Origin of the sequence: Klebsiella sp. WP4-W18-ESBL-05, from assembly GCF_014169075.1 — a bacterium.
Taxonomy (GTDB): Bacteria; Pseudomonadota; Gammaproteobacteria; order Enterobacterales; family Enterobacteriaceae; genus Kluyvera; species Kluyvera ascorbata_B.
In genome coordinates this window covers 3,078,765-3,092,383 of sequence record NZ_AP022057.1, presented here as the reverse complement: position 1 = coordinate 3,092,383, position 13,619 = coordinate 3,078,765, and the positions used below count along the sequence as shown (strand labels likewise).

Here is a 13,619-nt window from a genome sequence, read left to right as displayed (position 1 = left end):
CGTTTTGTACTGTTCAAGGGGATGGAAAATGATAAAAAAAGTGCGGGAGATAAAACTCCACAACTACATCTGCTATGGCCTTGCGGATGTTATCGGCTCGGGCGCGTTTACGCTGGTGAGCGCCTGGCTGCTGTTCTTCCTGACCACCTTCTGCGGCCTGACGCCGATTGAAGCTGGCTCACTGTTTGCGGTGGCGCGTATTGTTGATGTCATCATGTGCCCATGCATGGGGTATATTTCCGATAACTTCCATAAAACGCGCCTCGGTCGCCGCTTTGGCCGTCGCCGCTTCTTTCTGCTGTTGAGTATTCCGCTGGTCGCGGTTTATAGCCTGCTGTGGGTGCAGGGATTCAACTACTGGATGTACCTGCTGGTCTATATTCTGTTCGAAATTGTCTACTCGATGATTTTAATCCCTTACGACACGCTGTCGGCGGAGATGACCAACGATTTCACCAAACGTTCGAAGCTGACCAGCGCGCGCATGTATATCGCCCAGTTCGCCGGCTTTACCGCTGCGTTCCTGCCGGGGCGTCTGCTGGCGTACTTCGGCTCTGACTCCGCTATCTCGTTCTTCTACGCCGGGGCGATTTTCACCGTTGCCTTTATGGTGGTGCTGTTCTTCGTGTACTTCGGCACCTGGGAGCGTTCTCTTGAGGAAATCGAGCAGAGCGAACGCAGCGTCGCCAGCGAAGAGAAGCAGCCGCTGGGTAAACGCCTGTTCGATATCTATTACGACTTTGTTTCTACGCTGAAGATTAAAACCTTCCGTTCGCATCTGGGGATGTACCTGGGCGGCTCGGTCGCGCAGGATATTTTCAACTCGGTCTTTACCTACTTCGTGGTCTTTGCTCTGGCAACCTCGTCGGTGGTGGCCAGTAACCTGCTGAGCGTCATCAACGGCCTGCAATTCTTTGGCGTGGGCGTCGCCACCTGGCTGACGCTGCGCTATTCGCCGTCCCGCGCGTTCGCCACCCAGGCGCTGATGGCGCTGGTGGCCTTTGTACTGTTCGCCGTGACCTACCTCTACGGCTCCACCAGTATGGCGCTGCTGTATCTGGCGGCGGGCGTAGCCGGTCTGGCGCGCGGCGGTATCTACTCCATTCCATGGAACAACTACACCTTCGTTGCCGACGTGGATGAAATTCTGACCTGTAACCGTCGTGAAGGTATCTTCGCGGGCTTTATGAGCCTGCTGCGTAAAGCGTCACAGGCGCTGTCCATTTTCCTGGTGGGCGTGGCGCTGCAAATGTCCGGCTTTATTACCGGCCACAGCAGTCAGCCGCAGTCGGCAATCAACATGATCCTCGGCATCATGATTATTCTGCCGGTCGCGCTGACGCTGTGGGGCATCTGGTCCGCCTTCCAGTTTAAGGTCAACAGCCGCACCCATGCGGTGTTGAACGAGGAAGTGGCGCGCCTGAAACAGGGCGGCAGCAAAGCGACCGTCACCGCAGAGACCAAAGCGGTCATCGAAAGCCTGACCGGGATGCCGTATGACCACTGCTGGGGTGATAACACCGTGGGCCACGTTAACCGCAGCCTGCTGCGGGAGAAACAGCAGCAATCCGCGCAGTTGAAAAACGCATAACCGCGCCCCGGCGGTGCGGCACCGCTGGGGAAAATAAGAGGACTTGCCCGGCTTCGGCCGGGACGTTTTTTGAGTAACGGACATGACCGATCAAAGTTTATATATTCAACAGGGAGTCTGGGCGCGCCTGGGTCTGCCGCGCGAGCTGGTATGGGGGTTCGTCGGCGTTTTCCTGTTTATCACCGGAGCCACTATCGAACAGAGCTGGCTGGCATCGTTGCTACAGCAGCGTGGTCTTGATGCGGTGCACATCAGCCTGCTGTCTTCCGTTTTTGGCCTGTGCGTGGCGGCCGTCTCCTGGTTTTCCGGCATTGGCGCAGGCGTGCTGGGCGTACGCCGTCTGATGTGGCTGGCAACGCTGCTTTATTTCGTGGGCTCGCTGCCGTTTATTTTCGTCGCACTGCCCGACGGCAACTACCCGCTGATGATGGTGAGCTACGCGGTGCGCGGTATGGCCTATCCGCTGTTTGCTTATTCGTTTCTGGTGTGGATTAACCAGCGCTGTGAAAGCCGTATTCTCGGGCGCGCCGTTTCCTGGTTCTGGATAGCCTTTGGCGTTGGTATGACCATCGTCGGGCCGTGGTTCTCCGGCTTTATGATCCCCCGATTAGGCGAGACTACCACGCTGCTGTCAGGCTTTGTGTTCGTGCTGGCAGGCTGCGGCTGCGCGCTGATCCTCAACCGTGACAAGCCCCAGTGGCAGCAAGGACAGGCGGTGGGACAGGCGCTGGTGGAAGGTATCGTGGTGCTGGTGCGCGAACCGAAAATGCGCCTCGCGGTGGTCGTAAAAACCATCAACGATATTGGCAAATTTTCGCTGGTGATCCTGATGCCGGTGTATCTGCCGCGCTTTGGCTTTAGCATTGAAGAGTGGCTGACCATCTGGGGCCTGGTCAACGTGGTCAACATCTTCGCCAACTACTTCTTCGGCTGGCTGGGCGATACCATCGGCTGGCGTAACACGGTGGTGTGGTTTGCCGGTACGCTATGCGGGCTGGCGGCGTTGGCGGTGTGCTACGCGCCGGTGCTGTTTGGCCACAGCAGCACGGCGTTGATCGCCGCGCTGGCGATTTACGCTATCGGTCTGGGCGCATTTGGCCCCCTCAGCGCACTGATTCCGTCACTGTTGCCGGAAAATAAGGGCGCGGCTATTTCCTGCCTGAATCTTGGATCCGGCCTCAGCAATTTTGTCGGCCCGCTTATTGTTACGCTGTGCGTTAACCCGCTCGGTGTGGAAGGAACGCTATGGGTGATTGCGCTGCTGTATTTTGCCGCCAGCTTACTCACCCTGCCGTTAAAAATGCCGGAACAGGGCTGAATGTTCTATTTTCGTCTACGCTTTTTGCTTAAGCGCCTGTTAATTGAGCGCAAATAAGAGGAACGCGTATGACGATTGCAAGGGGATGGACGCTGGCGCTGCTGGCGGCGGTAAGTCTGCCGTCACTGGCCGCCGAGCCGGTGAAGGTCGGATCAAAAATTGATACCGAAGGCGCGCTGCTGGGCAACTTAATTTTGCAGGTCCTGGAAAGCCACGGCGTCAAAACCGTGAATAAAATTCAGCTCGGCACCACGCCGGTCGTGCGGGGAGCGGTAACCTCCGGCGAGCTGGATATCTACCCGGAATACACCGGCAACGGCGCTTTCTTCTTCAAAGATGAAAACGACCCGGCATGGAAAAATGCCCAGGCCGGGTACGAGAAGGTGAAAACGCTCGACGCCGAGAAAAACCATCTTATCTGGCTGACGCCGGCCCCCGCGAATAACACCTGGACCCTGGCCGTTCGCCAGGACGTGGCGGACAAAAATAAGCTCACCTCACTGGCCGACCTGAGCCGCTACCTGAAGGCGGGAGGCAGCTTCAAGCTGGCAGCCTCGGCGGAGTTTATCGAGCGTCCGGACGCGCTGCCCGCGTTTGAAAAAGCCTATGATTTTAAGCTGAATCAGAATCAGCTGCTGTCGCTGGCGGGCGGCGATACGGCGGTAACCCTCAAAGCGGCTGCTCAGCAAACCTCCGGCGTTAACGCGGCGATGGCCTACGGTACCGACGGCCCGGTGGCGGCGCTGGGGCTACAAACGCTCAGCGATCCGAAAGGCGTGCAGCCGATCTACGCGCCTACGCCGGTGGTACGTGAGGCGGTACTCAACGCCAACCCGGATATGGCGAAATGGCTTCAGCCGGTGTTTGCCAGCCTGGATGAGAAAACCCTGCAAACGCTGAATGCGAAAATTGCGGTAGAAGGGCTGGATGCCAAAAGCGTTGCGGCAGGCTATCTGAAGGAAAAAGGCTGGGTGAAGTAACCGGTTATTCTCATGTCTCGTTGTTCTCATCGCGTGGTGGCGCTGCTGACGCTGATGCTGCTGGCCGCCGCCGCGCTGCCGTTTGCCAATTTTGCCCCGAACCGGCTGGTGTCGGGCAACGGCCTGTGGCTGTGGCAAATCTGGTCATTCTCGCCGCTGTTCCTGCTGGCGGTACCGCTGGCTTTCTGGGTCCTCTGCTGGCTTCCCGGACGTCTTTCCAGCCTGTTGATTCTTTTGCTGGGGCAGACCTGCTTTACGCTGCTGCTGTGGACGGCGGGGGCAGCGGCCGAGCGTCTGGCGCAAAATGGCGGCGCGCTGGCGCGGACTTCGCCGGGCAGCGGGCTGTGGCTAGGGCTATTGCTGATATTGCTCATCTGCAGCGAAGCTATTCGTCGCCTGACGCCCCGCGTGCCGTGGCGCTGGCTGCTGAATGTACAGCTGTGGCTGCTGCCGTGCTGGCTGTTGTGGAGCGGGGCGCTGGACGGGCTGTCGCTGCTGAAAGAATACGCCAACCGCCGGGAAACCTTTAACGATGCGCTATACCAGCACCTCACGCTGCTGTGGGGCACGCTGTTGCCCGCGCTGCTGATTGGCGTGCCGTTGGGCCTGATGTGCTGGCGGAACCCGCGTCGGCAGTCTGGCGTCTTCACGCTACTCAATATCATTCAAACCATTCCCTCCGTGGCGCTGTTTGGCGTGCTGATCGCGCCGCTGGCCGGATTGGTGCAGCGTTTCCCGTGGCTGGCGACGCTGGGTATCGCGGGCACCGGGCTCACGCCTGCGCTGATTGCGTTGGTGCTGTATGCGCTGCTGCCGCTGGTGCGTGGCGTGGTGGCTGGGATGCAGCAGGTCTCGCCGCAGGTGCTGGAAAGCGCCGCCGCGATGGGGATGAGCCGCGGGCAAACCTTCCTGCGTGTGCAGTTGCCGCTGGCGCTGCCGGTGCTACTGCGCAGCCTGCGGGTGGTCGTGGTACAAACGGTGGGGATGGCGGTAGTGGCGGCGCTGATCGGTGCGGGCGGTTTCGGTGCGCTGGTGTTCCAGGGGCTGCTCAGTAGCGCGCTGGATCTGGTGCTGCTGGGCGTCATCCCGGTCGTCGCTCTGGCCGTGGTCATCGACGCGTTGCTGAACCTGGCGGCGACCCTACTACAAGGAGAAGCCGGTGATTGAATTTTCGCAGGTAAATAAAACGTTCGGCGAGCATCCGGCCGTGAAGGATCTGACCCTGCGGCTGGAGGAAGGCGCGTTCTCTGTGCTGATTGGTACCTCGGGTTCGGGGAAATCGACGCTGCTGAAGATGATTAACCGGCTGGTCGAACCGGACAGCGGGACGATCCGTTTCGCCGGTCAGGACATCCGTCAGCAGCCGCTGCTGGCGCTGCGCCGCCGCATGGGGTACGCCATTCAGTCGATTGGCCTGTTCCCGCACTGGACGGTGGCGCAGAACATCGCTACCGTTCCGCAGCTGTTGAAATGGCCGCAGGCAAGGATAAACGCGCGTATCGACGAACTGATGGCGCTGCTCGGGCTCGACGTCGCGCTGCGAGCCCGCTATCCGCATCAGCTGTCCGGCGGCCAACAACAGCGCGTCGGCGTCGCGCGGGCGCTGGCCGGCGATCCGGACGTGCTGCTGATGGATGAACCATTCGGCGCGCTCGATCCGGTCACCCGCAGCGCCCTACAGCAAGAGATGCGCCGTATTCACCAACTGTTTGGGCGCACCATTGTGCTGGTCACGCACGATATTGATGAAGCGCTGCGCCTGGCGGATAACCTGATCCTGCTGGATGGTGGCGAGGTGGTGCAGCAGGGGACGCCGCTGCAGATGCTCGGCGCGCCGGGCAATGCGTTTGTACGCACCTTTTTTGGCCGCAGCGAACTGGGCGTCCGCCTGCTGTCATTACGCCAGGTGGCAGACTATGTGCGCCACGGTGAACGCGCTCAGGGAGAGGCGATTGCCGATTCGCTCTCGCTGCGCGATGCGCTGTCGGGCTTTATGGTCCAGCGGCGTACGGTGTTGCCGGTCAGTAATGCGGCGGGGGAGTCTTACGGCGCGCTGCATTTTGCCGATCTTTTGCGCGAGGAGTCGGCCGATGCGCGCGTTTCGTGATCCCCTGCTGTGGCTGATGGCGCTGTTTATCGGTTTGTTGCTCGGTCTGCCGTACAGCGAGCCGCTGCTGCATTCGCTGTTTCCCGAGCAGCCGCGTCCGCTCTATCAGCAGGCCAGTTTTCTGGCGCTGACGCTGGCGCATGGCGAACTGGTTCTGCTCTCCAGTCTGATGGCGATTGGGGTAGGCGTCAGCGCTGGCATACTGGTGACCCGACCGGCCGGTCGTGAGTTTCGCCCGCTGGTGGAAACGCTGGCGGCGATGGGGCAAACCTTTCCCCCCGTGGCCGTGCTGGCGCTGGCGGTACCGGTGATGGGATTTGGCGAGAAGCCGGCAATCGTGGCGCTAACGCTCTATGGTATTTTACCGGTTCTGCAAGGCACGCTGGCCGGGCTGGCGGCCGTGCCAGCTGGCGCACAGCGCGTCGCAGAAGGCATCGGGATGACGGGCGGTCAGCGTCTGCGTCAGGTAGAACTGCCGTTGGCGGCACCGGTGATCGTCGCGGGAATACGAACTTCGGTTATCGTCAATATCGGTACCGCAACCATTGCATCAACGGTAGGGGCCAATACGTTAGGCACACCGATAATCATCGGCCTGAGTGGGTTTAACACGGCCTATGTGATTCAGGGGGCAATGCTGGTGGCGCTGGCGGCGATTATCGTCGACCGCGTCTTTGAGCGGATAAGTCTGCGTCTCAGCCGACACCGCCGCGCACAATAAACGAATAGCCGGCGAGCATCACGCCACCGATACCGCTGATAGCCATCAGGGCGAAAAGAACGATCGCGGCAAATTTAGCTGACTTCATTGTGTACTCCTTTTGTTAACCAAAAGATTATACCGCGAAGCGCAGCTGTTAACGAACGATTAATTGGCAGGAAGTGCGAAGGCCACGCCGTCTTCCTGCCAGCGCGCCAACTGCTGCTGCTGATGGGCGCTGGGGGCTGCGCCGCACCAGATTAACAGCGTCTGTCCAGGGAACAGTTCAGGCTGGATCTGCGCCAGCGGATGCGCCAGCACGTCAACGCGCCAGCCTTGTTCACAGGCAACCCAGCCTTCCAGCCACAGTCGGGTAACGTCGGTGATATTCCAGCCCACCACCAGCGCCTGCGGCCCGGATTTTCGCCGCGCGGAAGCAAGGCTCAGCGCAATATCATTGATCAGCACACCGTCGAGCAGGCCAAGTAGGGTGGGGAGCGTTAATTGCGCGCTTTGCAGGCGCTGGCGCAGCGGGGTAAAGAGGTTATCGACCAGCGTGCGGGCACCGTGGCTTCGACGCAGATCCTTAACCCACTGACGCAGGTGCTGGAGATTGCCATTACGCAGGTCGCGCAGCGCCGTCTCCTGCTGCTCTCGCCAGCCGTCGGCCGGTTCGCTGAGCAGACTTTTCACCTTGCTTACCTGAACGCCGGTTTCAATCCAGCGCTGGATCTCGCGAATGCGGTCGATATCGTCGTCGTTAAACAGGCGATGGCCGCCGTCCGTGCGCTGCGGCTTTAAGAGCGCGTAGCGTCGCTGCCAGGCGCGCAGCGTAACCGGGTTGATATCACAAAGCTGAGCCACTTCGCCAATTGTGTAAAGCGCCATCTTGTCCTCCGGCATGCGGTCCCCCATTTAACTTTAGACGGGGTTTGCCGTCGTGACCTGCAGCGGTCGTTTTTTATTCACTTTTCGGCGATGGAAAGTGGATAAAATGTGATCGGTCGCTTTTTTTGCACTTTTTTTGCCAGGTTTCAAAGAAAGTTATGCCGAGTATGTGTATGTTACGCAGTTTTATTTCAGCTGTGGTGTTTGGGTATGTACGAGTTTAATCTGGTGTTGCTGCTGCTTCAGCAGATGTGCGTTTTCCTGGTCATCGCCTGGCTGATGAGCAAAACGCGGCTATTTATTCCCCTGATGCAGGTCACCGTCCGCCTGCCGCACAAGCTGCTGTGTTACGTCACGTTCTCGATTTTTTGTATTCTCGGTACCTATTTCGGCCTCCATATCGAAGACTCTATCGCCAACACGCGTGCCATTGGCGCGGTCATGGGCGGCCTGCTCGGCGGCCCGGTGGTCGGTGGGCTGGTCGGGCTGACCGGCGGTCTGCATCGCTATTCGATGGGCGGGATGACGGCGCTCAGCTGTATGATTTCGACGATGGTCGAGGGGCTGCTGGGTGGGCTGGTGCACAGTTTTCTCATTCGTCGCGGCCGCCCGGATAAGGTTTTCAGCCCGTTAACGGCGGGGGCGATTACCCTGGTGGCCGAGCTGGTGCAGATGCTTATCATCCTGCTGATTGCGCGCCCGTTTGAGGATGCGCTACACCTGGTGCAAAGTATCGCCGCCCCGATGATGGTGACGAATACCGTGGGCGCGGCGCTGTTTATGCGCATCCTGTTGGATAAACGGGCGATGTTTGAAAAATATACGTCGGCGTTTTCCGCAACCGCCCTGAAGCTGGCGGCCTCTACCGAGGGTATTTTGCGTAAAGGGTTTAACGAAGAAAACAGCATGAAGGTGGCGCAGGTGCTGATCCAGGAGCTGGATATCGGTGCGGTGGCGATCACCGATCGTGAAAAGCTGCTCGCCTTTACCGGCATTGGTGAAGATCACCATCTGCCCGGCAAGCCGATTTCCTCGCGCTATACGCAGAAAACGATTGAAACCGGCGAGGTGGTGTACGCCGACGGTAACGAAGTGCCGTACCGCTGCTCGATTCACCCCAACTGTAAGCTTGGCTCGACGCTGGTGATCCCGCTGCGCGGCGAGAATCAGCGGGTCATCGGCACCATTAAGCTGTATGAAGCCAAAAATCGGCTGTTCAGCTCCATCAACCGAACCCTTGGCGAAGGCATTGCCCAACTGCTGTCGGCGCAGATTCTGGCCGGGCAGTACGAGCGGCAGAAAGCACTGCTGACACAATCGGAAATTAAACTGCTGCACGCGCAGGTCAATCCGCATTTTCTGTTTAACGCCCTGAATACGCTGAAGGCGGTGATTCGCCGTGACAGCGAACAGGCCAGCCAACTGGTGCAGTATCTGTCGACCTTTTTTCGCAAGAACCTCAAACGGCCGTCGGAAATTGTCACCCTGGCCGACGAGATTGAGCATGTGAACGCCTACCTGCAAATTGAAAAAGCGCGTTTTCAGTCGCGGCTGCAGGTGCACCTGGCGATTCCTGATGCGCTGGCCCACCACCAGCTTCCGGCCTTCACCCTGCAACCGATCGTCGAGAACGCCATTAAGCACGGGACTTCGCAACTGATGGACGTGGGGGAAATTACCCTGCGCGCGAGCCAGCAGGGGCAGCATCTGGTGCTGGAGATTGAAGATAATGCCGGGCTGTATCTGCCCAACGCACAGTCCAGCGGGCTGGGCATGAGTCTGGTTGATAAGCGGCTGAAAATGCGCTTTGGCGACGAGTGCGGCATTTCGGTGGCCTGCGAGCCGGACCGTTTTACCCGTGTTACCCTGCGGTTACCTCTGGAGGAGAGTGCATGATTAAAGTGCTGATTGTCGATGATGAACCGCTGGCGCGGGAGAACCTGCGCGTGCTGCTGCAAACCCAGCAGGATCTGGAGATTGTCGGCGAATGTGCCAACGCGGTTGAGGCCATCGGCGCGGTACACCGGCTGCACCCGGATGTGCTGTTCCTGGATATCCAGATGCCGCGCATCAGCGGGCTGGAGATGGTTGGGATGCTCGACCCGGAACACCGGCCTTATATCGTGTTTCTGACCGCTTTTGACGAATATGCGGTAAAAGCCTTTGAAGAACATGCCTTTGACTATTTGCTCAAGCCCATCGAAGAAAAACGACTCGAGAAAACGCTCGCTCGCCTGCGCCAGGAGCGCGCGGCGCAGGATGTGTCGCTGCTCGGCGAGAGCCAGCAGGCGTTGAAGTTTATTCCCTGCACCGGGCATAGCCGCATTTATCTGCTGCAAATGGATGATGTGGCCTTTGTCAGCAGTCGGATGAGCGGGGTGTACGTCACCAGCGGCGAAGGAAAAGAAGGGTTTACCGAGCTGACGCTACGCACGCTGGAGAGCCGAACGCCGCTCATCCGCTGCCATCGCCAGCATCTGGTGAACATGGCGCATCTGAAGGAAATTCGTCTGGAAGACAACGGCCAGGCCGAACTGCTGCTGCGCAACGGGCAGACGGTGCCGGTGAGCCGGCGCTATTTAAAGACCCTGAAAGAGGCGCTGGGGCTGTAATTCGTGTAGAATCAGCCATCAAATTTTTTCATCACCACCGTCGAAGGCACTATGGTCAGTAACGATATTTTACGCAGCGTCCGCTACATCCTGAAAATGAACAACAACGATCTGGTGCGCATTTTCGCGCTGGGCGAAGCCGAAGTCACCGCTGAACAGCTGACGCCGTGGCTGCGCAAAGAGGATGAAGAAGGCTTCGTACGGTGCCCTGATATTATGCTGTCGTGCTTCCTGAACGGCCTGATTTACGAAAAGCGCGGTCGCGACGAGTCTGCGCCGGCGCTGGCGGTAGAACGCCGTATTAACAACAACATCATGCTGAAGAAACTGCGTATCGCGTTTGCGCTGAAAACCGACGATATTCTGGCTATCCTGACTCAGCAGCAGTTCCGCGTCTCTATGCCGGAAATCACCGCCATGATGCGCGCCCCTGACCACAAAAACTTCCGCGAATGCGGCGACCAGTTCCTGCGCTATTTCCTGCGCGGTCTGGCGATTCGCGAGCACGCGGTAAAATCATAACGCCGCCTTCGTAGGCCTGAGAAGCGAAGCGCCATCAGGCATTCCGGCGCACGTTGCTGCCGGATGGCGGTGGTGCCTTATCCGGCCTGCGATTTTACAAATGCGGGTGCTGCGGTCGTTGTCATAAAGACCCGATCGCGCTCCTATTTTACTTCTGTGAATCCGGATGCTTCAAATTGCTCCTGCGTCTTTTTCATGCTTAATCCCCTGGTGCCCGTTGTGCTGATGCCCGTTACTTTCTTCAGCATATCAAAATCGAGCTCATCGATATTCATCGTGACGGTCTCTTCAGCATAAGTATCGAAATACACGATTGCGTCCTCTAATCCTTTTATTTTTCGATATTCCTGCTGCATTGGGCTCATGTCTTTTTCGAATGCTTCTTTCGTCTTACCCGGGGTATCGGAATAATACATTCTATTTTTTGATATCTGCTTGAGTACTTTATCTCCCTTATAAATAAATGTGGTGGTTATTTCTACATTATTGATCTTGTTTATAAAAACCTTCTTTTTTTCGGTGTTGTCGCACCCGCACAGACAGGTCAGTATCATCATGATGGCTGTTACCATCGGTATTATATTTTTAGTGCGCATTTTGTGTTCGGTAATAGAGGAATTGAGAGATATCAGATACTACATTGCGGTAATTTGGGGCGGAACAAAAAAGGCATAAAGGTGGATTTTTTCAGAATTCATAAATAAAAAACGCTGCCGAAGCAGCGTTTTTTTATGCAGTTTATTTCACCTGCTGGCCTGGTTGCGCACCGTCATCCGGGCTTAACAGGAAGATATCTTTGCCGCCAGGGCCTGCGGCCATCACCATCCCTTCCGAGATGCCGAAGCGCATTTTACGCGGTGCCAGGTTGGCCACCATCACGGTCAGGCGGCCAATCAACGGCTGCGGGTCCGGGTAAGCAGAGCGGATGCCGGAGAAGACGTTACGCTTCTCGCCGCCGAGATCCAGCGTCAGGCGCAGCAGCTTGTCGGAACCTTCCACGAACTCGGCGTTTTCAATCAGAGCCACGCGCAGGTCAACTTTGGCGAAATCATCAAAGGTGATGGTTTCCTGGATTGGATCATCCGCCAGCGGGCCGGTAGCCGGGGCTGCTTTCACTTCTTCTTTCGACGCTTCCACCAGCGCTTCCACCTGTTTCATTTCAATACGGTTATACAGCGCTTTGAAGGTGTTGATCTTATGACCCACCAGCGGCGCGTTGATCGCATCCCAGCTCAGCTCGGTGTTGAGGAACGCTTCGGTACGCGCGGCCAGCTCCGGCAGCACCGGCTTCAGCCAGGTCATCAGCACGCGGAACATATTCAGGCCCATGGTACAGATAGCCTGCAGGTCGGCATCGCGGCCTTCCTGTTTAGCGACAACCCACGGTGCCTGCTCGTCAACGTAGCGGTTAGCGACGTCGGCCAGCGCCATGATTTCACGAATCGCTTTACCGAATTCACGGCTGTCCCACGCTTCGCCAATGCTGGTTGCCGCGTCGGTGAAGGTTTTGTACAGCTCTGGGTCAGCCAGTTCAGCGGACAGCACACCGTCGAAACGCTTAGCGATAAAGCCAGCGTTACGGGAAGCCAGGTTCACCACTTTGTTCACGATATCGGCGTTGACGCGCTGGATGAAATCTTCCAGGTTCAGGTCGATGTCGTCGATGCGGGAAGAGAGCTTCGCGGTGTAGTAGTAGCGCAGGCTGTCGGCATCGAAGTGTTTGAGCCAGGTGCTGGCTTTAATAAAGGTGCCGCGAGACTTGGACATCTTCGCGCCGTTCACCGTCACGTAGCCGTGCACAAACAGGTTGGTCGGCTTACGGAAGTTGCTGCCTTCCAGCATGGCAGGCCAGAACAGGCTGTGGAAGTAGACGATATCTTTGCCGATAAAGTGATACAGCTCGGCGGTAGAGTCTTTCTTCCAGTATTCATCGAAGCTGGTGGTGTCGCCGCGTTTGTCGCACAGGTTCTTGAAGGAGCCCATGTAGCCAATCGGCGCGTCCAGCCAGACGTAGAAATATTTGCCCGGCGCGTTCGGGATTTCAAAACCGAAGTACGGCGCATCGCGGGAGATATCCCACTGCTGCAGGCCGGATTCAAACCATTCCTGCATTTTGTTCGCCACCTGCTCCTGCAGCGCGCCGCTGCGGGTCCATGCCTGCAGCATTTCGCTGAAGGACGGCAGGTCAAAGAAGAAGTGCTCAGACTCGCGCATCACCGGGGTCGCGCCAGAGACGACTGATTTCGGCTCGATAAGCTCGGTCGGGCTGTAGGTCGCGCCGCATACTTCGCAGTTATCGCCGTATTGATCCGGTGATTTACATTTCGGGCAGGTGCCTTTGACGAAACGGTCCGGCAGGAACATGCCTTTTTCCGGATCGTACAGCTGAGAGATGGTGCGGTTTTTAATAAAACCGTTCTCTTTCAGGCGGCCGTAAATCAGCTCGGACAGCTCGCGGTTCTCGTCGCTGTGCGTCGAGTGGTAGTTGTCGTAGCTGATGTTAAAGCCCGCAAAATCAGTCTGATGCTCCTGACTCATATCGGCAATCATCTGCTCTGGGGTAATACCCAACTGCTGTGCTTTCAGCATGATTGGCGTGCCGTGGGCGTCGTCCGCGCAGATGAAGTTAACCTCGTGGCCGCGCATTCGCTGGTAACGGACCCAGACATCAGCCTGGATGTGCTCCAGCATATGGCCGAGGTGGATTGAGCCGTTGGCGTACGGCAGCGCGCACGTTACCAGAATTTTCTTCGCGACTTGAGTCATAGTGGATTTTACTTCTTCAGTTGTAAAAAGGGGTTTTGATATTACCAAAAGGGTAGGGGAGGCGCCATACATGCTTGACCGTACCTGTGGTAGACTTAGGCGTACTGAAAGCATGTTAAAACAACAAAGGAGTCG

Annotated in this window: 13 protein-coding genes; 9 read left to right on the top strand and 4 right to left on the bottom strand. The window is 57.7% G+C overall.

Features of this window, described 5'->3' with window-relative positions:
• Positions 1–28 precede the first annotated feature (28 nt).
• The 6 genes from H7R58_RS14930 (at position 29) to H7R58_RS14905 (ending at position 6,717) form a co-directional block, all read left to right on the top strand.
• On the top strand, positions 29–1,591 hold the full coding sequence (locus H7R58_RS14930) for an MFS transporter (RefSeq protein WP_106929424.1): 1,563 nt from the start codon (positions 29–31) through the stop codon (positions 1,589–1,591).
• Between the two features lie 82 nt (positions 1,592–1,673).
• Positions 1,674–2,909 (top strand): MFS transporter, encoded by a 1,236-nt coding sequence (locus H7R58_RS14925; protein ID WP_182930318.1) that lies wholly within the window; start codon positions 1,674–1,676, stop codon positions 2,907–2,909.
• Positions 2,910–2,977: 68 nt separating this feature from the next.
• The gene (locus H7R58_RS14920; protein ID WP_182930319.1) at positions 2,978–3,889 is read left to right on the top strand and encodes a glycine betaine ABC transporter substrate-binding protein OsmF; all 912 of its coding nucleotides are present in this window, start codon (positions 2,978–2,980) and stop codon (positions 3,887–3,889) included.
• A gap of 12 nt (positions 3,890–3,901) precedes the next feature.
• The gene (locus H7R58_RS14915) at positions 3,902–5,056 is read left to right on the top strand and encodes an ABC transporter permease (protein ID WP_182930320.1); all 1,155 of its coding nucleotides are present in this window, start codon (positions 3,902–3,904) and stop codon (positions 5,054–5,056) included.
• Entirely contained in the window at positions 5,049–5,996 is a 948-nt protein-coding gene (locus tag H7R58_RS14910; protein WP_106929432.1) for an ABC transporter ATP-binding protein, read from the top strand. The genes H7R58_RS14915 and H7R58_RS14910 overlap by 8 nt, the downstream gene beginning before the upstream one ends.
• Positions 5,980–6,717, top strand: a complete 738-nt coding sequence (locus tag H7R58_RS14905) for an ABC transporter permease (RefSeq protein WP_182930321.1) — start codon at positions 5,980–5,982, stop codon at positions 6,715–6,717. Before H7R58_RS14910 ends, H7R58_RS14905 begins: the two co-directional genes overlap by 17 nt.
• On the opposite strand, the gene H7R58_RS14900 is transcribed toward H7R58_RS14905, so the two are convergent.
• Positions 6,692–6,805 (bottom strand): protein YohO, encoded by a 114-nt coding sequence (locus H7R58_RS14900; RefSeq protein WP_074398756.1) that lies wholly within the window; start codon positions 6,803–6,805, stop codon positions 6,692–6,694. The two genes, H7R58_RS14905 and H7R58_RS14900, sit on opposite strands and share 26 nt — an antisense overlap.
• Before the next feature lie 59 nt (positions 6,806–6,864).
• Positions 6,865–7,584, bottom strand: coding sequence for a MerR family transcriptional regulator (locus H7R58_RS14895; RefSeq protein ID WP_106929436.1), 720 nt, complete (start codon positions 7,582–7,584; stop codon positions 6,865–6,867).
• Between the two features lie 210 nt (positions 7,585–7,794).
• On the opposite strand from H7R58_RS14895, the gene H7R58_RS14890 reads away from it, so the two are divergent.
• From H7R58_RS14890 to H7R58_RS14880, 3 genes are read left to right on the top strand one after another with little or no spacing between them, the layout of a single operon-like run.
• Entirely contained in the window at positions 7,795–9,480 is a 1,686-nt protein-coding gene (locus tag H7R58_RS14890) for a sensor histidine kinase (RefSeq protein ID WP_106929438.1), read from the top strand.
• Entirely contained in the window at positions 9,477–10,196 is a 720-nt protein-coding gene (gene btsR / locus H7R58_RS14885) for a two-component system response regulator BtsR (protein WP_182930322.1), read from the top strand. The genes H7R58_RS14890 and btsR overlap by 4 nt, the downstream gene beginning before the upstream one ends.
• 51 nt (positions 10,197–10,247) lie before the next feature.
• Positions 10,248–10,718, top strand: coding sequence for a YehS family protein (locus H7R58_RS14880; protein WP_106929442.1), 471 nt, complete (start codon positions 10,248–10,250; stop codon positions 10,716–10,718).
• A 143-nt stretch (positions 10,719–10,861) separates the two neighbouring features.
• On the opposite strand, the gene H7R58_RS14875 is transcribed toward H7R58_RS14880, so the two are convergent.
• On the bottom strand, positions 10,862–11,275 hold the full coding sequence (locus H7R58_RS14875) for a DUF1307 domain-containing protein (RefSeq protein WP_182930323.1): 414 nt from the start codon (positions 11,273–11,275) through the stop codon (positions 10,862–10,864).
• Between the two features lie 181 nt (positions 11,276–11,456).
• Entirely contained in the window at positions 11,457–13,484 is a 2,028-nt protein-coding gene (metG, locus tag H7R58_RS14870) for a methionine--tRNA ligase (RefSeq protein WP_182930324.1), read from the bottom strand.
• Positions 13,485–13,619: the final 135 nt, after the last annotated feature.

Excerpts from the sequence above, each read along its gene's own strand:
- H7R58_RS14900 (WP_074398756.1), bottom strand. The coding sequence starts at position 6,805 with ATGAAGTCAGCTAAATTTGCCGCGATCGTTCTTTTCGCCCTGATGGCT.
- H7R58_RS14880 (WP_106929442.1), top strand. The coding sequence starts at position 10,248 with ATGGTCAGTAACGATATTTTACGCAGCGTCCGCTACATCCTGAAAATG.
- H7R58_RS14875 (WP_182930323.1), bottom strand. The coding sequence starts at position 11,275 with ATGATGATACTGACCTGTCTGTGCGGGTGCGACAACACCGAAAAAAAG.
- H7R58_RS14920 (WP_182930319.1), top strand. The coding sequence starts at position 2,978 with ATGACGATTGCAAGGGGATGGACGCTGGCGCTGCTGGCGGCGGTAAGT.
- H7R58_RS14925 (WP_182930318.1), top strand. The coding sequence starts at position 1,674 with ATGACCGATCAAAGTTTATATATTCAACAGGGAGTCTGGGCGCGCCTG.
- btsR (WP_182930322.1), top strand. The coding sequence starts at position 9,477 with ATGATTAAAGTGCTGATTGTCGATGATGAACCGCTGGCGCGGGAGAAC.
- H7R58_RS14895 (WP_106929436.1), bottom strand. The coding sequence starts at position 7,584 with ATGGCGCTTTACACAATTGGCGAAGTGGCTCAGCTTTGTGATATCAAC.
- H7R58_RS14915 (WP_182930320.1), top strand. The coding sequence starts at position 3,902 with ATGTCTCGTTGTTCTCATCGCGTGGTGGCGCTGCTGACGCTGATGCTG.
- H7R58_RS14930 (WP_106929424.1), top strand. The coding sequence starts at position 29 with ATGATAAAAAAAGTGCGGGAGATAAAACTCCACAACTACATCTGCTAT.
- metG (WP_182930324.1), bottom strand. The coding sequence starts at position 13,484 with ATGACTCAAGTCGCGAAGAAAATTCTGGTAACGTGCGCGCTGCCGTAC.
- H7R58_RS14905 (WP_182930321.1), top strand. The coding sequence starts at position 5,980 with ATGCGCGCGTTTCGTGATCCCCTGCTGTGGCTGATGGCGCTGTTTATC.
- H7R58_RS14890 (WP_106929438.1), top strand. The coding sequence starts at position 7,795 with ATGTACGAGTTTAATCTGGTGTTGCTGCTGCTTCAGCAGATGTGCGTT.